The organism is Novosphingobium rhizovicinum (assembly GCF_040813635.1).
GTDB lineage: Bacteria > Pseudomonadota > Alphaproteobacteria > Sphingomonadales > Sphingomonadaceae > Novosphingobium > Novosphingobium rhizovicinum.
The window spans coordinates 94076-114170 of record NZ_JBFNXR010000031.1; the positions used below are offsets into that span (position 1 = coordinate 94076).

The window sequence follows — 20095 nt, forward strand, 5'->3', positions numbered from 1 at the left end:
TCTAGTGTTTTCTTCCTGCGGCTCGCCTACCAACGTTGGTAAACGGAAATTAGACTCTTGTGCGAGTTTTTGCCAATGCGACCAACAGCTTACCATTTACCGTCGCATACACCTCGTCCGGGATCGTCCGTCAGCATGCGGGCTGACGCAAGAGATGCTTGGCGCTATGGCGTGCGTATGGACACCTCTCTGGCTCATCCCCCGGCGCCGCTGTGCGTCGCGGCCCTTTATCGCTTCACCCGCCTTTCGGATTGCGCGAGCATCCGCGACCGGTTGGAGAGCGTCTGCCGGCAGCATGGAATTCGCGGCACTCTGCTGATCGCGCGCGAAGGGATCAACGGCACTATCGCCGGCTCACATGAAGGCATCGCCGCAGTGCTGACGCACATTCGCGCCTTGCCCGATTGCGCCGACCTCGACGTCAAGCTTTCTGGCGCGGTCGAGATGCCCTTTCACCGCATGAAAGTGCGCCTGAAACGCGAAATCGTCACCATGGGAGAGCCCGACATCGATCCGCGTGCCAGCGTGGGCACATATGTTGAGCCTGAGAACTGGAATGCGCTGATCTCCGATCCTGACACTGTCGTGATCGACACGCGCAACACATACGAGGTCGCGGTCGGTACCTTCGAAGGCGCGATCGCCCCTCAGACCAGCACCTTCCGCGACTTTCCGGCCTGGTTTCGGACCGAGCGCGACCGGCTCCTGGGCGCGGGTCGCCAGCCGAAGGTGGCGATGTTCTGCACCGGCGGCATCCGCTGCGAGAAATCCACCGCTTTCCTCAAGCAGGAAGGTGTCGAGGAGGTCTACCATCTCAAGGGTGGCATCCTGAAGTACCTCGAGACGGTACCGCAAGAGAGCAGTCTATGGCGCGGCGAGTGCTTCGTGTTCGATCAACGCGTGACAGTCGGACATGGTCTCGGCCAGGGCAGCTACGAACTGTGTCACGCTTGCCGCAGGCCAGTCAGCGAACAGGACATCGCCTCACCGCTCTACGAGGAAGGCGTCAGCTGCGCTGCATGCTACTCCGAACGGACAGATGAGCAGCGTGCATCATATCGCGAGCGCCATCGCCAGGAGACGCTCGCTGCCGCACGGGGCCATACACACGTGGGCGCGGTCTATACACCGGACACAACGGAGAGCGAGGAGTTGAATGACACCGCAAGCTGACCCGGTCCTCTACAGCTTCCGCCGCTGCCCTTACGCCATGCGGGCACGAATGGCGCTCGCTGTCAGCGGCACGCAGTACGAACTGCGCGAGGTGAAGCTTCGCGACAAGCCGGCAGCCATGCTCGCGGCCTCGCCTAAAGGGACCGTTCCGGTCCTCGTGCTGGCGGACGGCACTGTGATCGACGAGAGCCTCGACATCATGCGCTGGGCGCTTGCCAATCGCGATCCGGAGGGCTGGCTGGAGCGCGACGACCGCGCGCTGGTCGCGGCAAACGATGGCGCGTTCAAGCACGACCTGGACAGATACAAGTACCCGGAGCGGCATGGGTCCGAGCCGCTTGTCCATCGCGAAAGGGGTTTGGCCTTCCTGCGGCAATTGGACGCGCAGCTCGCTGGCGGGGGCCAGCTCTGCGGAGAAAAACGCGGCCTTGCCGACGCCGCGATCATGCCCTTTGTACGGCAGTTCGCCGCGGTTGATCGAGAGTGGTTCGACCAACAGCCCCTGGCGCATCTGCAACTATGGCTGGCGAACCACATCGCATCCGACCTGTTTGACACGATCATGATCCGACAGGCCCCGTGGTCCCAGAGCTGATGCTCCGGGACCAGCCACAAAGCAGGCCCCGCTAGCTACCTAGCGCCTGATCGACCTCCGCGATTTCCGAGCGCAGCCACATCGTCTCCGACAGATTGCTGCCGCCGGAGGCCGCAAGCAGCGCTTCGGTTGCCGCCTTCTTCACCTTGAGCGAAGCTACGTCTCCCGGCACCGCGCCCAGCGCGATGGCAACGAGGTGCAGCGCCTCCAGCGGCTTTCCGGCGTCGAGCTTGGTCTGGGCGCGCTCGGCCAGCTTGTCGGGCCCGCCAGCCAGTTCGGCCAAGTCGGCATCAACACTCGAGCGCGGCACGCCGTAAAGTTCGGTGGTCCCGTCTTCGTAGTGGAACCAGCCCGAGTACTCTTCCCAGATCGTCTTGACGGCCCAGCTAGCCTTGCCGTGGAACTCGCCGATCGCCATCCCGTCCGGCCACGCAAATTCACGCATGAGTTGGTGGACGGTCTTGCCCTCTTTCATGCCTTCCAGCGTGTAGTCGCGCACGTAAGTGACGGCGGCATGCATCTTGTCGAGATCGGCGCGAATCCGCTCTGCTCCCTGGATCGCGTCGCCATGCCCGGTGACCACAATTTCAGCGCCCAGGTCGCGCACTTTCTCCAGCGACTTCAGGTACTGGCGCACCGAACGCGGCTTGTCTCCACGCAGGGTGCACAAGAAAGGCATGGACAGCCATACCGGTCCGAACAGGTTACCGGTGAAGGCAATCTTCTCACGGGGCATCCACACGGTCAGACTGTCGACCGTTTCGCCTTCAGGCGTGTGGATCAGTTCGAAGCAGCGACCGCCCAGCTCCAGCGTCAACTTGCGGTCGACGAGGATGTCGGGAACCACGAGCGGCGGCGGCTTGGGCGTTCCGCCACGCTTGAGGGTGGAGCCCCAAAGCTTCATCGTGCGCGGGCCAAAGAAGGCGGTCATGTCCATCATGTCGGCGTTCGCTTCCGCGAAGCCGGGGCCGCCGACGACCTGAGTCCCTTCTTCGAGGAATTCGGGTACTCCGCCGAAATGGTCGGCATGGCTCTGGGTCAGGATGATAAACGCCAGCGGCCCGGTGCGATGCGGCGCGAACAAACCCTTGTTACGCTCCACGTTGTCCATGAAGCCAGTGTTGATCATCACGTCGCCCTCGGACGTGGTCACGAGATAGGCGTTCGATACGTCGTTCGCCTGGAAGACGAACTCGGTGATCGCGATCGCCTCGCTCTGCGCGTCGCCCGAACGGACGAGGCCGGCAAGCTTTGGAGTGGCTTCCTTGGTGTCGCTCATCTTAAGGCCTCCTCAAACCCGATCATGACTTTGGCAGACTGCGGAGTGGCCGCGATCTCCAGTCCCTTCATCACCTCGCGAAACGGCAATCTGTGACTGATCATCGCCGCGATCTTGTCCTTCAACCGCGGCATGGCGGCGATGACCTCAGGCATTTCCGTCGGATATCCCATGGCCGTGGTGATGGTCATTTCGCTGGTCAGCATGCGGCCCACAGGGAACTCGAGCGGCTTCATGTAGGCAGCGGTTATCACCAGCCTCGCGTGCAGCTTGGCCATCATGATCACGTCGGTCAGGATTGACGGTGCACCCGCCGCATCGATGTATGCGTCGGTGCCAACGCCCACACGGCCATAGCTCGGCACTTCGCCGTGAAGCCGCGCAAGCTCTGTCCGCACGTCGACTTGGGAAGGATTCAGCGCGGCTTGCACGCCCAGCGCTCGCGCCCGCTCCAGCCGCTCCTCAGAGAGGTCGAGCGCGACCACATCGGTGATCCCGCGATCGACCAGCCAGAGCAGCATGCCCAGACCAATCGGACCGCAGCCGAACACCACGACCTTGTCGCCCGGCTTCACCTCGGCGCGATTGACGCCATGCATCGCGACGGCGAGCGGCTCGCACATCGCGGCTACATCATAGGAGATACCTTCGGGGATCGGCAGAATCGACTCTCCCAGCCGTGCCTCACGCACCAGCAGTTCCTGCGTGAACGCGCCCTCCGGTCCGCCCGAGCCGATATTGCTCGGCGTCATCATAGGGTTGACGATCACCGGCGTACCCACGGCGATGCCCTGAACCTCGCTGCCGACTTCCAGAACCTCACCCGCCCCCTCGTGGCCAAGCGCCGTCTCGGCGCCCGGCGGGATGCCGCCCATCTTGATGTACGACAGGTCGGATCCGCAGATGCCGACCGACTTCATCTTCACCACCACGTCCTTGGGACCGGCGGCAGGCCGTTCGTAGGGGTCGACGCGGACGTCGCCGGCGCCGTGGATTTTCAGCAGTTCCATCGTCTCTCTCCTCGCGGCGTTTATTGTTATCTTTGAGGTCTTGGCGTCATGGACGGACCATGTAACCGCCATCAATCGTGACCGTCTCGCCCGTCATGAATGAGGAGGCGTCAGAGCACAGGAAGGCGCCGATGCCCTCAAAGTCGGAGGGAAAGCCTGTGCGCTTCATAGGGATCGTGGGCGCGAAGTAGGCCTCGACCTGCTTGGCCTGCTCGCCCTCACCCATCATGGGCGTCATGATAAGGCCGGGCGCCACCACGTTGGCGCGAATACCGAGCGGCGCCAACTCGATGGCGAGGCAGCGCACCGTCGCGGCAATGGCCGACTTGGATGCGGCATACTCCATCTTGCCCGGAAGGCCCTGGAACAGCGACAGCGAGCCGCATGCGACCAGACTGCCGCCCGGCTCGCCTGCCTCAGCGCGGGCCTTCATGTGGCGCGCAGCCTCGCGCAAGGTGAAGAAGGCGCCATGCAAGGCGGTCTTCTGGAACTCGTACCAGTGCTCCGTGGGCATTTCGAACACCGAGTTGTAGCGCGGTGAGGCACCGGAGTTCGCAAAAACGCAGTCCACCCGTCCAAAGTCGGCCATGACCTGCTCGAACCCGTCGACGATGTTCCGCTCTTCGGAAACGTCGACCTGATAGGCGACAACCTTGCCCGCGCCGGCGGCTTCCAACTCGGCCTTGGCCTTGGCGCTCTTCTCGGCATTGCGAGCCCAGATAGCGATGTCACCGCCCATCTTCGCGATACCCGTCGCGAAGCCCAGTCCAATGCCGCTGTTACCGCCGGTCACGACCGTGACTTTGCCCGTGCAGTCGAAAAGGCCCTTGGCCATCATTCTCTCCTCAATCGTGTCGCTGCGCCCGCGCGCATGTCTCGTTGCGGGATTTCACGCGTCGCGCGCTTGCACCGCAACCCCCGGCCTCGTAGAGATCGGGCCGGATTGTATGACTGCGGACACAATGCTGACCTGAAGGCAAGTGGACCCATGGGGGCTGGCACGATGGCACAGGAACATCCTCCCACTGCTACGATGTCGGTCGATGCGGAACTCGTCGGGTCAGCCGTGACTGCCCAGATCGTCCGCTTCGACATACCGACCCCCACGGCGACGATGCATGCGATCGAGGATCGTTATCACCTCAACATGTGCCTCACGCCCCGGCCGCTCTCCAGCCGCGGTGGCTATGCCAAGCGCTGGGGGCCGCACCGGCTGGAACGGCTGGGCGACATCTTCCTGCTGCCGCCCGGCGAGTCTCTTTTCGTACGCGGAGGCACCGGGCGCCAGGCTTCGCTGATCTGCCATCTCGATCCGGCATTGGTGCACGAGCTTGCCGGGCGCCCGCTCGAATGGGACGACCAGCATCTCGCCACCACACTGGACATCGGCAGCGCCCGCATACGCGCGATCCTGTTTCGCCTCACCGAGGAAGTGCGCCATCCCGGGTTGGGCTGGGAGCGGATGCTCGACTTCCTCGGCGGCGAGCTCGCGCTGGAACTGGCGCGGCACTGCCTCGAAGTGGCGGAGCGGCCCGTGACCGGCGGGCTCTCCGGCTGGCGCCTGCGCCTTATCGACGAACGCCTCGCCGAAGATACCCGCACGCCCACGCTGCAAGAGCTTGCCGATATGTGCAGCATCTCGGTCCGCCAGCTCACCCGCGGCTTCAGAGTCAGCAGGGGCTGCTCGATCGGCGATCACGTCGAACAGCGCCGGATGGAAAGCGCCAAGCGCATGCTCATGGCCGGCGAGAGCGTGAAGACCATCGCCTTCGCCATGGGTTTCGCCTCCCCCTCCAGCTTCACCTTCGCCTTCCGCCGCGCAGTGGGGACCAGCCCGAGCATGTTCCGCAGCCGTCAGGGGCGTGTCCTGAGCGAAGGGGTCTCTGCCAGTCGGTAGTGTCCGGAATTAGACACAAGGTCCCGATCTAACCATCCAACCGCGTTGCCACCACCCGCCGGTGCCGGGTTAGTTCGCATGCGAGAGACCGCACGGCGGTCCGCACCGCAATCTAAGGGATAGGAGCAGCCATCTTGGCCCAGCAGCACCTTCATGCCGACGCAATCGTCGAGAACGCCACCAAGGCCGTCGGCCTCGACCAGTTCGACACCGACACTTACCGCGAGGGACTTCAGGTCCTGATCGACGACGTCAATGCGGGCATCGACAAGGGCTGGTACATCGACAGCGGCATCGCCCAGATCGAGAAGGACTGCCTCCACTACCTGACCACCCGCCTGAAAATCGCTGACTACCTGCGCCGGAACCCGGCGTTGGGGGATCGCAAGATTGAGCGTCCCGTCTTCGTGATGGGCATTCCGCGCACCGGAACCACGCTGCTGTCCAACCTGCTCGCCGCAGATCCTGCCCGCCGCTCGCCGCTGACCTGGGAAATTGACGATCCGGTGCCACCCGCCACCAGCGAAACGCTCAAGACCGACCCGCGCGCTCTCGCCCGCCTCGAGGAAGAGCGCAAGCTGCTCGAAGCCATGCCCGAGGCGGGCAAGTACTATCGCTCCTCGGCCATCTACCCCAACGAAGACGTCTTCATCATGGCGGGCGACTTCAAGACGCTGATGATCGAATCCAAGGGCCGCCTGCCCGCTTACAAGGACTTCATCTTCGGCGCCGACATGAGCAGCGCCTACGCCTACCACAAGAAGTTCCTGCAGGTGCTCCAGCATCACGCGCCCGGCGTGTGGAACCTCAAGAAGCCGAGCCATGCGCTCTATCTGGAATATCTCTTCGCCGCGTATCCCGACGCCCGCGTGATCTGGACGCACCGCGATCCCTACTCGGCCGCGGCCTCGCTGTGCTCGATCATCTCGCTCTCGCACCGCCGCCACATGGGCAAGATCGACACCGAGTGGCTGGCGCAGGACTACCCTTGGCAAGCTGCTGAGCACGCCAACCGGATCATGGATTTCCGCGACAAGTTCGGCGAGGACAAGATCATCGACGTTCACTACGACGCGATGGTCAACGATCCGCTCGGCACGATGAAGACGCTCTACAAAGCGCTCGGCGACGAGTGGACGAGCGAAGCCGAGGCCGGCATCCAGGGCTGGCTCGACGACAATCCACAGAACAAGTTCGGCAAGCACGAGTACAAGCTGGCGCAGTATGGCCTGACCAAGGAGCAGCTCGATCCGCTCTTCGAGCGCTATCTGTCGCGCTACGACGTCGCCCGCGAAGGTTGAGAGGCATAAGCCCGAGGGAGAGAGTTATGCTGGAAGGTCTGCACTACCAGAACGCCTACATCTGCGACAATCTCGAGGCGGGGATCGACGTGTTCCGCGGCCGGGGGCTGGTGAAGGAACCGATCATCATCCCGGTCGACCAGGAGGTCATGACGCCGCGGGGCCTCAAGCGCCAGAAGAGCCGCATCTGCTTCATCTGGATCGGCGACTTGCAATACGAGCTGATAGAGGTGGAGACCGACGAAGTGGGTCTCTACGCCAACACACTGTCGAACGGCGGCCCATTGCGTTTCCACCACGTCTGCTTCCGCATCGACGACTGGGCCGACTTCCGCCGCCGCGTGGACGAGCAGGAGTTCCCCGTCGCCATGGAGCGAGCAGACGCGGGTGAGAACGACCTGAAGTTCCTCTACCTCGATGCGCGCAAGGTCTTTGGGCACTACCTCGAATACACGTGGATGCCCGAGGACCAGTGGCAGCAGATCCGGGCCATGTAAAAGACACCTGTAACCAGCCTTGCCTTGAGCCAGGGCAAGGCTGGCACGGCCTAGCCGATCATCATCAGGCTGGCATTGCCGCCCGCCGCCGTGGTGTTCACCGAAAGCGACACCTCCTCCAGCAACCAGTCGCTGTGCCACGGAGTGTCCTTGTCCGAGGCATGAACGGGAACGATCGCGCCCGGCAACTGGGCCGCGGTGTGAACGGCATCGCTCACCCGCTCCCGGTCACCCTCTACAAGCACTCCAGCAAACGGCTCACTTCGGGCCGCAAACACCTCTGCAACGCTGCGCGGTAGGTCCTGCGGCAGCTCCATGCCCTCGACCGTTCCGCGGTTCCCCGTGGCGAGCACCGCCGCCATTTGCGCATAAAGCCCTGCCGTGGAGGCCGGCTTGAGCAGAATGCGCCCACGCGGATGGAGCATGTAGACATTGCGTTCACCCACCGGCCCCGGCAGCGACTTCTCGACACCGAGCGCCGAGCTCTCACCATAACGCCGCGCGACGGCGGCTGCCTCTATCTCGCCATGCGCCTCCAACCAGTCGGCGAAGTCGCGCAGCAGCGCGGTGGGCTGACCGCTAACCGTGGGCAAGCCTGCCGGCCTTGTCACCAGACGTCCGAGATAGAGAGGCCCGCCCGCCTTTGGACCTGTACCCGACAGCCCGCGCCCACCGAACGGTTGCACGCCCACAACAGCGCCGATCACGTTACGGTTCACATACAGATTGCCTGCCTTGATGCGCGCCGTCACGCGCGCCACCGTTTCATCCAGCCGCGTGTGCAGGCCGAAGGTGAGGCCGTATCCCGTCGCGTTGATCGCGTCGATCAGTTCGCCCAGCGCTTCGCGGCGATAGCGCAGTACGTGAAGCACAGGCCCGAACACCTCACGCTCGACATCTGCGACAGCGCCGATCTCGATAATCGTCGGCGCCACGAACGTGCCATGCTGCGTCTCCTCGCCCAACGGCAGCCGCTCGACCCGGAACCCCTGTGCACGCATCGCTTCTACGTGGCGTTCAATGTTGTCGCGCGCTTCGGCTGAAATGACCGGACCGATGTCGACCGCGAGCCGCTCGGTGTTCCCGACGCGCAGTTCGGCCAGCGCTCCCTTGAGCATCGCCAGCACCCGGTCGGCGCACTCTTCCTGCAGGCACAGGATGCGCAGCGCCGAGCAGCGCTGGCCGGCGCTGTCGAAGGCCGAGGCGATCACATCGCCCACGACCTGCTCGGCGAGCGCCGAGCTGTCGACGATCATCGCGTTTTGGCCGCCGGTCTCGGCAATCAGCGGGATCGGCTTGCCCGCGAAGGAGAGGCGCTTCGCCAGTTCACGCTGGATCAGCCGCGCGACTTCGGTGGAGCCGGTGAACATGACCGCGGCGGTCTCGGGAGCGGAGACCAGCGCAGCGCCGATCTCTCCATCGCCCGGCAGCAGTTGCAGCGCGTCTGTGGGCACGCCCGCCTGATGCAGCAGGCGAACCGCTTCGCCGGCGATCAGCGGCGTTTCCTCCGCAGGCTTGGCCAGCACCGGGTTTCCCGCGACCAGCGCCGCCGCGATCTGGCCGGTAAAGATCGCCAGCGGAAAATTCCACGGGCTGATGCAGGTGATCGGACCGAGCGGCTCCTGCTGGGGACCGAAGGTGGAGCGTGCCTGCATCGCATAGTAGCGCAGGAAGTCGATTGCCTCACGCACTTCGGCTATCGCGTTAGCGGCGGACTTGCCGGCCTCGCGGATCGCCAGCCCCATCAGTTCGGGCATGTGGTTCTGCATGGCGTCCGCGCAGCGCTCCAGGATGGCGGCACGTTCAGCTACCGGCACCTGCCCCCACTTGGAAATCGCAGCTATGCGGGCTGCGTCACGAGCCTGCTCGGGCGTAGCCTCAACCACATGGCCGACAACCTCGCGATGATCGGCCGGATTCTTGACCGGCCGCGCGGCGCGAAGCACCTCTGCCGGAGCCGACCTCCATCTCGCGCTCGCGCTCCTGCGCAGCGCATCGCCAAGCTCTGCCAGCGTGCGCTCGTCGGTGAGGTCCAGCCCGGCCGAGTTGGGCCGCTCGGGATAGAGGTCACGCGGAAGTGCGATCAGGTCATGCCGTGCGCCGGGCTGCGGCATGGCGCGCACGACTTCAAGGGGATCGGCGATCATCTCGTCCACGGGCACCTCCGGGTCGGCAATGCGGTTCACGAACGAGGAGTTGGCGCCGTTCTCCAGCAGGCGTCGCACCAGGTACGCCAGCAGCGTCTCGTGTGTGCCGACCGGCGCGTAAATGCGACAGGGGCGGTCCAGCTCGTTCTTGCCCACTACGCGCTCGTAAAGCTGCTCACCCATGCCGTGCAGGCACTGAAACTCGTACTTGCCGATTGCAAAATCCGGGCCCGCGAGATGATAGATCGTCGCCAGCGTCTGCGCATTGTGGGTGGCGAACTGCGGAAACACTGCGTCCGGCGCGGACAGCAATTGCCGGGCGCAGGCGATATAAGCCACGTCTGTATGGACCTTGCGCGTATAGACCGGAAAATCGGTCAACCCGTCTACCTGCGCGCGCTTGATCTCGGCATCCCAGTAGGCGCCCTTCACCAGGCGCACCATGATCCGCCGTCCGGCCTGCCGCGCGAGATCGACGATCCAGTCGATAACGTGGGGGCAGCGCTTGCCATAGGCCTGCACCACGAAGCCGAGGCCGTCCCAGCCCGCCAGTTCAGGATCGAGGGCAAGGCACTCCAGCAGGTCCAGCGACAGCTCGAGGCGGTCGGCCTCCTCGGCGTCGATGTTGAAACCGATGTCATAGTTCTTGGCCATAATCGCAAGGCGCCGCACCGAAGGCAGCAGTTCGGTCATGACCCGCTCCACCTGGGCCCGGGCATAGCGCGGGTGCAGCGCCGAGAGTTTGATCGAGATGCCAGGTCCGCCATAGACGCCGCGCCCGGCAGAAGCCTTCCCGATCGCGTGGATCGCCCGTTCGTAGTCGCGATAATACCGCTCTGCGTCGGCTGCCGTCATCGCCGCCTCGCCCAGCATATCGTAGCTGTACTGGAAGCCCTTGGCCTCCATCGTCTGCGCCCGCTTCAGCGCCTCACGGATCGTCTCGCCCGTGACGAACTGCTCGCCCATCATTCGCATCGCGAGGTCGACGCCGCGGCGGATCACCGGCTCCCCGGCTCGCGCGACAAGTCGCGTCAATGCCGCACCAAGCCCCCGATCATCGACGCTGCTCACGAGCTTGCCGGTCACGACCAGACCCCATGTGGCCGCGTTCACGAACAGCGACTTGCCCCCGCCGACGTGGGCGGCCCAATCTCCAGCGGCGATCTTGTCGCGGATCAGAGCGTCGCGCGTATCGTTGTCAGGGATACGCAGCAGGGCCTCGGCAAGGCACATGAGCGCCACACCTTCTTCGCTGGACAAGGAATACTCCTGAACCAGCCCTTCCACCGGCGAACTCTTCCGCTCGCTCCTTAGCGCGCTGACGAGCTGGCGCGCAGTGTCCGCAATCGCGTCTCGGCTGCGGGCATCAAACGTCGCAGCTTCCATCAGCAGCCGCACCGCTTCAGCCTCTGAACGGCGGTACGCAGCAGTGATCGCCCGACGCAGCGGCGTTGGGTCAAGAACACCTGGAGCGAAGGCGGCAAAGGGGGCGATCTGGTTCATCCCGCCAGTATAAGAGCTCAAGCTATGCCATTCCGCCTTTTTCCTGCAGCTCTCAGAGTGAAATCACCCTATTGTGCCGCCCCCTACAGCCATCGCGGACCGCCAGCATGAGCCAAGCAGTCGATTTGGATAGCTTTGATCGCAAGCTCATCGCAGCTCTGCGTGAGAATGGCCGGATGACCGTGACGGAGTTGGCGCAGCACATCGGCCTATCGAAGACGCCATGCCAGGTCCGCCTCCGCCGTCTTGTGGATAGCGGCGTCATTCGCGGCTTCGCCGCCATCGTGGATCCCGCCAAGCTGGGGCTGGACCATGTCGCGTTCGCAGAGGTGAAGCTTTCCGATACGCGCGAGGCGGCGCTCGCGGAGTTCAACGCGGCCGTTCAGCGCATTCCGGAAGTGGAGGAATGCCACATGATCGCCAGTAGCTTCGATTATCTGCTGAAAGTGCGCACGACCGACATTCGCCGCTATCGCATGGTGCTAGGCGAGAAGATCTCCAGCCTTCCACACGTCTCCAGCACGTCCACTTACGTCGCCATGGAAACCGTGAAGGACACCGCCGGGTGAGTTGGCGGTTGCACTCGCCACATGCGAGGCGGCGGAACAGATCCAAACGCCAGCCATTGTGATCTCACAGAAAAATGGCAGGCGGAACGATGGCGGAAACACTCGATAGCTCCCTTCATGATGAAGCTCTGGCGCGGGCTGAAAGCATGCTGAAGCTTGCGTGCAAGAAGGAACTGTCGATTGCGACCGCCGAGAGCTGCACCGGCGGCCTGATCGCGGCGCTCCTGACAGACATCCCCGACTGCAGTCACGCTTATGAGCGAGGGTTTGTCGTATACTCGCCGCGGGCCAAGTCCGAGTTGTTGTCCATTCCACCAGAACGGATCGAGCGGTTTGGCGTCGTCAGCAAGGAAATCGCGGAAGACATGGCTTTGGGAGCACTCAAGGCCTCGCACGCCGACATCGCCCTCTCCGTCACTGGTTTCGCCGGACCCGGAGGTGCGGACGATGAGGAGGGGCTTGTCCATCTCGCCTGCGCAAGACGCGGCTACCCGACGGATCATCGTGAGGAACACTTCGGCCCTCAGGGTCGAGCGGGCATCCGTCGCGCGACCATCGACGTCGCACTTCAAATGATAGAGCGCGCCGTCCAGGCCTGAAGGGCCCATGGTGCGGCATCGATGCCGCACCATGGAAACGCACATTCACTTCCGTGAGGACTGATCGGCCTGCGAAGGGCTGGCGCTCTCACCTGAGGCATCAGGCGTTCCCTTCTCCTTCTGCTGCCAACGATCGGTTGGGGAGGAAGCCTGGCCGGTTACATTTCGACTATCGACCGGCTCGTACTCACCCCGGCCAGTTCGCGGGTTTTCCTCTTCGCGCCAGGACTTTTGTGGATCACCCTTGGTGCCAACGACCCTACGAGAATCCTTGGGTTCCAGCTCACCGCCACCGGACATGACGTTTCTCCTTCTTCGCAATGCGGTGCTTGAACGCACTCGCGCAACAAAGAGCAAGCGAACGTCGCGAGGGAAGGTTGCGAAGCCTGCCCGTCTGGCTTCACTCTCCAACCTCAGGCAGCGAGAGTGTGATCCGGCACCGAAGCCCTTCCGGGCGGAACTCGATATCCGCCCGCCCCTCCATTTCCGCTACAAGTCCGCGTTCGATCAAGCGGGTGCCGAAGCCCTTGCGCGTGGGCGCAGTGACACGCGGGCCGCCCTGCTCCACCCAGTCGATTATGAGGGTGCTACTCTCCTCGTCCGTGGCCACTCGCTTCCAAGTGACCGCGACCTGCCCGGCGTCGTTGGAGAGCGAACCGTATTTGATAGCGTTGGTGCTCAACTCGTGCATCGCCATGGCCAGCGCGACTGCGTTCTGCGGGGCCAGCAGCACGTCCGGACCGGAAATTCGCACCCGGTTCGCCTCCAGGCCAACGGCTGCATCAATGGCCATGCGGACCGTGTCGCCCAGCAATGTAGGCTCCCAGTTGCGCTCCGTCAGGAGATCGTGCGCCGTTGCGAGGGCCTTCAGCCGGTCATGGAAGGTAAGGCGCGCTGCTCCTGTCGGATCGACCCCACGGAAAGATTGGGCCGCAAGTCCCTGAACGATCGCCAGCGTGTTCTTCACCCGGTGATTGAGTTCGTTGATGAGAAGTTCCTGACGTTGCAAGAGCACGAACTCCTCCGTCACGTCGTGTCCCTGAACGAAGACGCCCGTGACGTTCCCTTCATCGTCCTGGATCGGCTGATAGATAAAGTCGAGGTACCGCCTTTCCAAAGCGCTCGAATTTTCGGAAGCAAGCAGAACCATGTCGCCGCGGCCAAAATAGGGGTCGCCGCTCTGCCGCACCCGGTCAAGGATCGTGATGAAGCCCTGCTCAACCACTTCGGGCAGCGCCTCCGCCACGGTCTTTCCGACGATCTCCCGCGCGCCCACCAAGCGTTTGTAGGTAGCATTGGCGAGCAGAAAACGGTGCGTGGGGCCACTCAGGACCGCCATGAAACCGGGCGCCTGCTCAAACAGCATGCGCAAGCGTTCGCTTTCCGCAAGCAAATCGGCGTTGCGGGCCTGAACCGCGTTGGCCCGGCGCACCAGACCTGTCTCATCACGAAGCTGCCGCAGGTTTTCCAGCTCTGTGACGTCAACGGTGTGCTGCAGGATGAACGCCACTTTGCCCTCGCCGTCGACCAGCGGCGTGTGCGTCGCACTCCAGAGGCGCGCGTCCATGGTGCCATCGGGGGCAATGATATCGTAGCGGATAAGCGCCAGCTCATCCACCTCGCCGGTGACCAGCACACGCTCCAGCGAACGTCTGAGCAACTCGAAGCTATCGGTACCCGGCTCACTGGGAAATGCCTCGAACATTGGCACTCCCGTGATGTCGTCACGATCGCGCATCGTCACGCGCAAATATGCGTCGTTCATCCAGACGATGCGTAATTCCGCATCAAGAACGACATAAGGGTTGGGTGAGAGCTTAAAGAGCGTCTCGAAGTCGATGTTCAATTGTTGGCCCCGTTCGTGGGGTGAGCAGATAGCGGACGACTGCGGCCCGCTTTCGGGAATGTCAATGAACCCGATAGGCTGTCTCGAAGCACTGCGGCGCAACATGCATGTGCCTGCCCCCTGCGTACGGCGGTGCCGACGACACGTTCCGTGGCTGCGATCGGGTGCATCACTCGCGCGCAACTCGCGCCGCTCGCGCCCGGTTACCCTTTGGACAGCAGAGAGGTTCTGCCGGGTGCCCTATCCCCGCAGGATTTCCCAGCTGCTCGGATGAAGGATCGCGCGCTCCGCGCGGTCCGCACCCCAGCAGGAGCTACCAATGTCAGGTCATGACAGAAACGGGCTGTGGGCCACGGCCGGGCTTGCCGGCCTCATGGTCGCAGCGGGCGCAGGCGCGTTCCTCACCGCGCGAAACGGGCGCGAGAGCGGCCGGCGCACCCCTCCCGACGATGCGCCCGGTTTTACCGCAAGGCGCGGGTTCGGATCTTACGATGTAGCAGGCCGGTCGGTCACGATCGCGCGCCCTCGGCAGGAACTCTACGACTTCTGGCGTAAGTTTGAGAACCTCTCCAGCTTCATGGAGAACATCGTGTCGGTAAAGCCCACAGGGCAGAACGGCCGCGCCGTATGGACGATCCGCGCACCTGCCGGACGGACCGTGGAAGTCGAGACAGAGATCGTGCGCGAAGAGCCCGGCGAACTGATCGCCTGGCGCTCCGTCCCCGGATCCCAGATCGAGACCGAGGGGCGCGTTACCTTCAAGGACGCGCCGGGCGAACGCGGTACCCGGGTCAGCACTCGCATCGCGTACAAGCCGCCTGCAGGCGAAGTGGGCCGCATTATCGCAAAGCTGTTCATGCGTGAGCCGGCGATACAGGCACGCCATGATCTCAAGCGCCTCAAGATGCTGATGGAAGCCGGTGAGATCGCAACATCCGCACGGCGCAAGGATCAAACCCGCGCCGCCAAGCAACAATCCAAGCAGGAGGAAATGGCCTGATGCGCGCTCTCACCTGGCAAGGTACGCACGACGTCCGTGTCGAAACGGTCGCCGATCCTGAAATCATCAATCCGCGCGATGCAATCATCAAGGTGACGTCCACCGCGATCTGCGGTTCCGACCTGCACCTCTACGATGGCGTGATACCCGGAGTCCTGTCCGGCGACATCCTGGGCCATGAGTTCATGGGCGAGGTTGTGGAGACCGGTCCCAAGAGCAACCTGCAAAAGGGCCAGAGGGTGGTTGTGCCATTCACGATCAGCTGCGGGCAGTGCTTTCACTGCGCAGTGCAGGAATACTCTTGCTGCTCGAACTCCAACCCGGTCGAGAAGCAGGACATGTCCGCCAATCTCTACGGGCACGCCATGGCCGGGCTATTCGGCTATTCGCACATGACCGGAGGGTACTCCGGCGGCCAGGCCGAGTACGTGCGGGTACCGTATTCAGATATCGGGCCCATCGTGGTTCCCGACCACCTGGACGATGACACAGTCCTCTTCCTCTCGGATATTCTGCCAACCGGATGGATGGCGGCTGAGAACGCAGACATCCGCCCCGACGACACGGTGGCCGTGTGGGGCTGCGGTCCTGTCGGTCTGTTTGCTATCCAGTCAGCCCTGATCATGGGCGCTTCGGAAGTGATCGCGATCGATCACTACCCCCACCGCCTTGAACTCGCACGCAAGCTGGGCGCCAAGGTCATCAACTTCCACGAGACGAACGTCCTCGAGGCGCTGATGGACATGTCTGGCGGGATCGGCGTGGATGCCGTGATCGATGCTGTGGGGATGGAGGCTCACGGCTTTGCCATCGAGAACATCATGGACGTGGCGAAGCAAAAGATCGGCATCGGCGCAGACCGTGCCAGTGCTCTGCGGCAAGCCATCTTGGCGGTTCGCAAAGGCGGGCGCGTGTCGGTTCCCGGAGTCTACGGCGGCCTGGCCGACAAGTTCCCGATCGGCGCCCTCATGGAGAAGGGCCTCCAACTGCGTACCGGGCAAACTCACGTGCAGAGATACACGAAGGACCTTCTGGCCAAGATCGAGGAAGGGAAAATCGACACCACGTTCCTCATCAGCCACCGCCTGCCGCTCGAGCAAGCGGCGGAGGGTTACAAGAACTTCAAGCAGCAGCAGGACAGCTGGACAAAAGTGGTCCTGAAGCCCGGCATGGAGTCAGCTTGATGGGAAAGCCCAAGATCGACGCTCTGAGCGGCTTGGTGGTCGTCACCGGTGCTTCGAGCGGGATCGGGCTGGAACTGGCGCGGCGGGCGGCTGAGGACGGCGTATCGCTGCTCCTCGTCGCCGACCGCGACCTGAGCGAAGGCGAAGCGGCTGCGCGGACTGCCGGCGCTCGGGACGTGGAGACGCTCCTATGTGATCTGGCGACTGACGAAGGCGTGCAGCACGTCATGGACGCGATCGCAGATCGCCCCGTGGCTGCCCTCTTCGCCAACGCGGGGCAAGGGCTCGGCGAGGCCTTCCTCGATCAGGACTGGCAGGCCGCGCGCAAGGTGATCGACACGAACATAGTCGGCACTACGCACTTGATCCACGAAGTTGGCAGGGCGATGCGGGCGCGCAATGAGGGACGCATTCTGGTGACCGGCTCGATTGCCGGTCACATGCCCGGTGCTTTCCAGCTGGTCTACAACTCCACAAAGGCCTTCCTCAATAACTTCTGCATTGGCTTGGCCAGCGAGCTGAAGGAGACCAGTGTCGTCGTCACCTGCCTGGAACCCGGCCCAACCGACACGGAATTCTTCGAGCGCGCCAACCTGATGGACACGCGAGTGGGCAAATCTGAAAAGGCTGATCCGGTAAAGGTCGCAAGGGATGGCTACTCCGCGATGCTCGCTGGAGACGACGACATCGTCAGCGGCTTCATGAACAAGGTGCAGGCCGTGTTCGGAGATATCCTGCCGAACGACCTCGTCGCCCAGATGCACCGCAAGCTTGCCGTACCCAAGCGTCGCTGATTTGTAGCCAGCGAGGCTGGTGCACCCATCCTCTGCAACTGTGCTCGGCAGCGGTCACATAGCGGCGGAGCCGGACCCCAGGGCGTCCCGCGTCAGGCCCAACGCCTCACGCAAGCGCCAGCAATGTTCCAATGAATGCCGCCAGCACGAAGAGGACAAGACCGCCAATGAAAAGGGTCCGGCGCAATTTCGAAGTCAGGATAATATCGCCACCTCGGGCATCCTGCGCCGAGATCCGAACCTGTTCCTTGTCTTCCTCTGACACTGTAGGTGCCTCCCGTCACTGGCTGGGCGGTGGCGTCTCACTCGCGACCGCTGCGGCACCCGCGCGGCGCATGGTTTCCTGCGCATATGAGCCGGGCTGTCCCGGAGGCGCGGCAGTCTCGCGCTCTCTCAGCTCATCGGCACGGTCCTCGATCACTTCGGCTGCGCGCGGCCCACTTTGCTCGGCAGCCTCATCCAACTGATCGGCGACCTTGTCCGCTGAGTCCTGCTCACCGCACGCGGTGACGGCAAGAGCAAGACCAAACCCGACGGCTATCCGGCCCAAAGGTCTCAACAGTGCGTTTCCCATTCTTCGCTGCCTTCTTCTGTGGTCGCCATGAAAAAGCGGCCGAGCGTCGCGAACGTTCCATCTCTTTTTCCGGACGCCTGAAGACAAATACGCAGGAACCGTGGGGCGGGAACTTAACCTACGATAATTGCACAACAAGCCTGCACGGCCCGGCCGGCCTGCGGTGCGTTTGATCGCAGCGAGCGCATGGCGGGAGAACCGGCTGGTGCGCTGATGCGCTTCTCGTGCGTGGGCAGGCTAACTCAGCCGAGCCGAAACCTCAGTACCGAGAAACCTCTCAGCACCAAGAAGGGAACGTTCAACATGGGCTTCAATCCGCTGCATGAACGCGGCATCCCCCTCGAACGCCAGATGCGCAACTGGTCCGAGCTCAACGTCACGCCGTACGATACGCGCTCCGTCCATCCATACACCCGCTGCCGGGTCATCTTCATGAACGGCATCGAGGTGGAATCGATCATCAATTCGCACAACTTCGCCCGCCATACGGCGGACGTCGGCGTGAAGCAGAAGCTCGCCATGGTCCGCCGCGCGGAGCAGCAACAGCAGAAGGCCGTCAACTGGCTCATTCCGGGTGACGAGAGCACTCTGGCCCGTACGATCGGGTACGAGCAGGTGGCCGTTGACCTGACCTCCTGGCTGGCACGTCAGGAGCCCGATCCTTACCTGAAAAAGGTCTACGAGTTCGCCCTGCTTGAGGATTTCGACCACCTCTATCGCTACGCGAACCTCATGGACCTGATGGGTGAAGGTCGACTGGCGCAGGACATCACCGGCGATTATACAGAGATACTGCCGGGTCGCCCCACAATCTTCCAGCACCGCGATCCACACGAAGAGCTCAACCGGCCTATGACCCTGACGGCCGCCAGTCCGCAGTCGGTGATGAACGCCATCACGATCACCGCGGCCGAGCAGCAGACGATGAATTTCTACATGAACGTCGGCAACATTCCCGAGCATCCGCTCGCCCGCGCCATGTATCTGGAAATCGCGCAGATCGAGGAGCAGCACGTCTCGCACTACGAGTCGATCCTGGACCCGACGCTCGGCTGGCTTACCAATCTCGTGCTGCACGAATACAACGAATGCTGGCTCTACTGGTCTTGCATGCAAACCGAAGTCGACAGCCGGATCAAGGCGCTGTGGGAACTTCACCTCAACATGGAGATCGAACACCTCCGGGTCGCCTGCGAGATGCTGCGCGACGTGGACGGTATCGAAGCGGAGAGCTTCCTCCCCGCCGACGGCCTTCCCGAGCCACTGACCTTCGAGCCGAACAAGGAGTACGTACGCGACGTTCTGCAGCGCACGATCGAATGGACGAGTTGGGACTCGCAGTTCGTACCCATCACCGACCTGCCGGCCGATCACCGCTACTTCGACTATCAGCGGAAGGTGAACGCCGGCGGTGTTCCAACCGAGCAGGTCATCAGCCAGCATCGAGAGAAGCACGGTGGCGAGTACCGTTTCGCAACCGAAGGTGACCACCCGGTCGCCTCGCTGCGAGAGAACGGCCCGCACGACCAGCTTTCGTACTGGCAGGTGGAAACGAAGATGGCCCGCGAACTAGAAGGAGTCCGCTAAGATGGCAGGCACACTCAAGCACACGCTGGACAAGGTCACAGACACCGTCGGCGGCACGGCCGGCAAGATGAATGCATCGTCGGTGACCTCATCCGATACATTCGTCGAGAATGCAGCGATCGGCAATCGATACGAGATCGAGGCAGCGCGGATTGCATTGCAGCGTTCCCGGTCCGAGCCGATCAAGCTGTTCGCGCAGAAGATGGTGCTCGACCACACGACCGCGAAGCACCAGATGAGCTCGGCTCTTGAGATGAGAGAAACCAAGGGTGTCGCGATGCCGCCGCAGTCCCTCGACAGCCGGCGGGAGTCGATGCTGAAGCACCTGGCGGAAGCGCCGGACGACTCGTTCGACTCCGCCTATCTCGATCAGCAGGTATTGGCGCATGAGGAGACCGAAACGCTGATGCGCACCTATGCCCATAGCGGCGATAATTCCCAGCTGCGTTCGGTCGCGCTGGGCACGCTTCCGGTGGTGCAGCGGCATCTTCGCGACGCAAAAATGATGAAAGAGCAGCGCGCCGCCTGATCCGCATCACC

At 63.1% G+C, this 20095-nt stretch carries 19 protein-coding genes; 12 read left to right on the plus strand and 7 right to left on the minus strand.

Annotation, left to right across the window (positions count from 1 at the left end; all coding sequences use genetic code 11):
* The first annotated feature begins 177 nt into the window (after nucleotides 1-177).
* The gene (trhO, locus tag ABUH87_RS09205) at nucleotides 178-1173 is read left to right on the plus strand and encodes an oxygen-dependent tRNA uridine(34) hydroxylase TrhO (protein WP_367772754.1); all 996 of its coding nucleotides are present in this window, start codon (nucleotides 178-180) and stop codon (nucleotides 1171-1173) included.
* A complete protein-coding gene (locus ABUH87_RS09210; protein ID WP_367772756.1) occupies nucleotides 1157-1768 on the plus strand; it encodes a glutathione S-transferase in 612 nt (203 codons plus the stop codon). Before trhO ends, ABUH87_RS09210 begins: the two co-directional genes overlap by 17 nt.
* A gap of 31 nt (nucleotides 1769-1799) precedes the next feature.
* Here ABUH87_RS09210 and ABUH87_RS09215 read toward each other — a convergent pair whose 3' ends face one another.
* From ABUH87_RS09215 to ABUH87_RS09225, 3 genes are read right to left on the minus strand one after another with little or no spacing between them, the layout of a single operon-like run.
* The gene (locus ABUH87_RS09215; protein WP_367772758.1) at nucleotides 1800-3047 is read right to left on the minus strand and encodes an MBL fold metallo-hydrolase; all 1248 of its coding nucleotides are present in this window, start codon (nucleotides 3045-3047) and stop codon (nucleotides 1800-1802) included.
* A complete protein-coding gene (locus tag ABUH87_RS09220; RefSeq protein WP_367772760.1) occupies nucleotides 3044-4057 on the minus strand; it encodes a zinc-dependent alcohol dehydrogenase in 1014 nt (337 codons plus the stop codon). Before ABUH87_RS09220 ends, ABUH87_RS09215 begins: the two co-directional genes overlap by 4 nt.
* A gap of 46 nt (nucleotides 4058-4103) precedes the next feature.
* Entirely contained in the window at nucleotides 4104-4895 is a 792-nt protein-coding gene (locus tag ABUH87_RS09225) for an SDR family NAD(P)-dependent oxidoreductase (RefSeq protein ID WP_367772762.1), read from the minus strand.
* Nucleotides 4896-5060: 165 nt separating this feature from the next.
* On the opposite strand from ABUH87_RS09225, the gene ABUH87_RS09230 reads away from it, so the two are divergent.
* The 3 genes from ABUH87_RS09230 (at nucleotide 5061) to ABUH87_RS09240 (ending at nucleotide 7752) form a co-directional block, all read left to right on the plus strand.
* Complete coding sequence (locus ABUH87_RS09230; protein ID WP_367772764.1) at nucleotides 5061-5954, plus strand: helix-turn-helix transcriptional regulator; 894 nt, start codon at nucleotides 5061-5063, stop codon at nucleotides 5952-5954.
* A gap of 134 nt (nucleotides 5955-6088) precedes the next feature.
* Nucleotides 6089-7255, plus strand: a complete 1167-nt coding sequence (locus ABUH87_RS09235) for a sulfotransferase family protein (protein WP_367772766.1) — start codon at nucleotides 6089-6091, stop codon at nucleotides 7253-7255.
* Nucleotides 7256-7281: 26 nt separating this feature from the next.
* Nucleotides 7282-7752 (plus strand): VOC family protein, encoded by a 471-nt coding sequence (locus tag ABUH87_RS09240; protein WP_367772768.1) that lies wholly within the window; start codon nucleotides 7282-7284, stop codon nucleotides 7750-7752.
* Between the two features lie 50 nt (nucleotides 7753-7802).
* Here the strand turns inward: ABUH87_RS09240 and putA are convergent, their stop codons facing one another.
* Complete coding sequence (putA, locus tag ABUH87_RS09245; protein WP_367772959.1) at nucleotides 7803-11402, minus strand: trifunctional transcriptional regulator/proline dehydrogenase/L-glutamate gamma-semialdehyde dehydrogenase; 3600 nt, start codon at nucleotides 11400-11402, stop codon at nucleotides 7803-7805.
* 107 nt (nucleotides 11403-11509) lie between these two features.
* Between putA and ABUH87_RS09250 the strand changes: the two genes are divergently transcribed.
* Nucleotides 11510-11971, plus strand: a complete 462-nt coding sequence (locus ABUH87_RS09250) for an Lrp/AsnC family transcriptional regulator (protein ID WP_367772770.1) — start codon at nucleotides 11510-11512, stop codon at nucleotides 11969-11971.
* 89 nt (nucleotides 11972-12060) lie between these two features.
* Nucleotides 12061-12570, plus strand: a complete 510-nt coding sequence (locus ABUH87_RS09255; RefSeq protein ID WP_367772772.1) for a CinA family protein — start codon at nucleotides 12061-12063, stop codon at nucleotides 12568-12570.
* A 400-nt stretch (nucleotides 12571-12970) separates the two neighbouring features.
* On the opposite strand, the gene ABUH87_RS09260 is transcribed toward ABUH87_RS09255, so the two are convergent.
* Complete coding sequence (locus tag ABUH87_RS09260; RefSeq protein WP_367772774.1) at nucleotides 12971-14416, minus strand: sensor histidine kinase; 1446 nt, start codon at nucleotides 14414-14416, stop codon at nucleotides 12971-12973.
* A 319-nt stretch (nucleotides 14417-14735) separates the two neighbouring features.
* Between ABUH87_RS09260 and ABUH87_RS09265 the strand changes: the two genes are divergently transcribed.
* Genes ABUH87_RS09265 through ABUH87_RS09275 form a run of 3 tightly spaced genes read left to right on the plus strand, consistent with a single transcriptional unit; the run spans nucleotide 14736 to nucleotide 17394 of the window.
* Nucleotides 14736-15416, plus strand: a complete 681-nt coding sequence (locus ABUH87_RS09265; protein WP_367772776.1) for an SRPBCC family protein — start codon at nucleotides 14736-14738, stop codon at nucleotides 15414-15416.
* Nucleotides 15416-16600, plus strand: coding sequence for a zinc-dependent alcohol dehydrogenase (locus tag ABUH87_RS09270; RefSeq protein ID WP_367772778.1), 1185 nt, complete (start codon nucleotides 15416-15418; stop codon nucleotides 16598-16600). Before ABUH87_RS09265 ends, ABUH87_RS09270 begins: the two co-directional genes overlap by 1 nt.
* On the plus strand, nucleotides 16600-17394 hold the full coding sequence (locus ABUH87_RS09275) for an SDR family NAD(P)-dependent oxidoreductase (protein ID WP_367772780.1): 795 nt from the start codon (nucleotides 16600-16602) through the stop codon (nucleotides 17392-17394). Before ABUH87_RS09270 ends, ABUH87_RS09275 begins: the two co-directional genes overlap by 1 nt.
* A 106-nt stretch (nucleotides 17395-17500) precedes the next feature.
* On the opposite strand, the gene ABUH87_RS09280 is transcribed toward ABUH87_RS09275, so the two are convergent.
* Both ABUH87_RS09280 and ABUH87_RS09285 read right to left on the minus strand, forming a co-directional pair.
* Nucleotides 17501-17659, minus strand: a complete 159-nt coding sequence (locus ABUH87_RS09280; RefSeq protein WP_367772782.1) for a hypothetical protein — start codon at nucleotides 17657-17659, stop codon at nucleotides 17501-17503.
* A gap of 15 nt (nucleotides 17660-17674) precedes the next feature.
* On the minus strand, nucleotides 17675-17968 hold the full coding sequence (locus ABUH87_RS09285) for a hypothetical protein (RefSeq protein WP_367772784.1): 294 nt from the start codon (nucleotides 17966-17968) through the stop codon (nucleotides 17675-17677).
* Between the two features lie 186 nt (nucleotides 17969-18154).
* Here ABUH87_RS09285 and ABUH87_RS09290 point away from each other — a divergent pair, with 186 nt between their 5' ends.
* Together ABUH87_RS09290 and ABUH87_RS09295 are read left to right on the plus strand one after the other, a co-directional pair.
* Nucleotides 18155-19555, plus strand: a complete 1401-nt coding sequence (locus ABUH87_RS09290) for a ferritin family protein (RefSeq protein ID WP_367772786.1) — start codon at nucleotides 18155-18157, stop codon at nucleotides 19553-19555.
* Between the two features lies 1 nt (nucleotide 19556).
* Nucleotides 19557-20084 (plus strand): DUF4142 domain-containing protein, encoded by a 528-nt coding sequence (locus ABUH87_RS09295; RefSeq protein WP_367772788.1) that lies wholly within the window; start codon nucleotides 19557-19559, stop codon nucleotides 20082-20084.
* The last annotated feature ends 11 nt before the right edge of the window (nucleotides 20085-20095 follow it).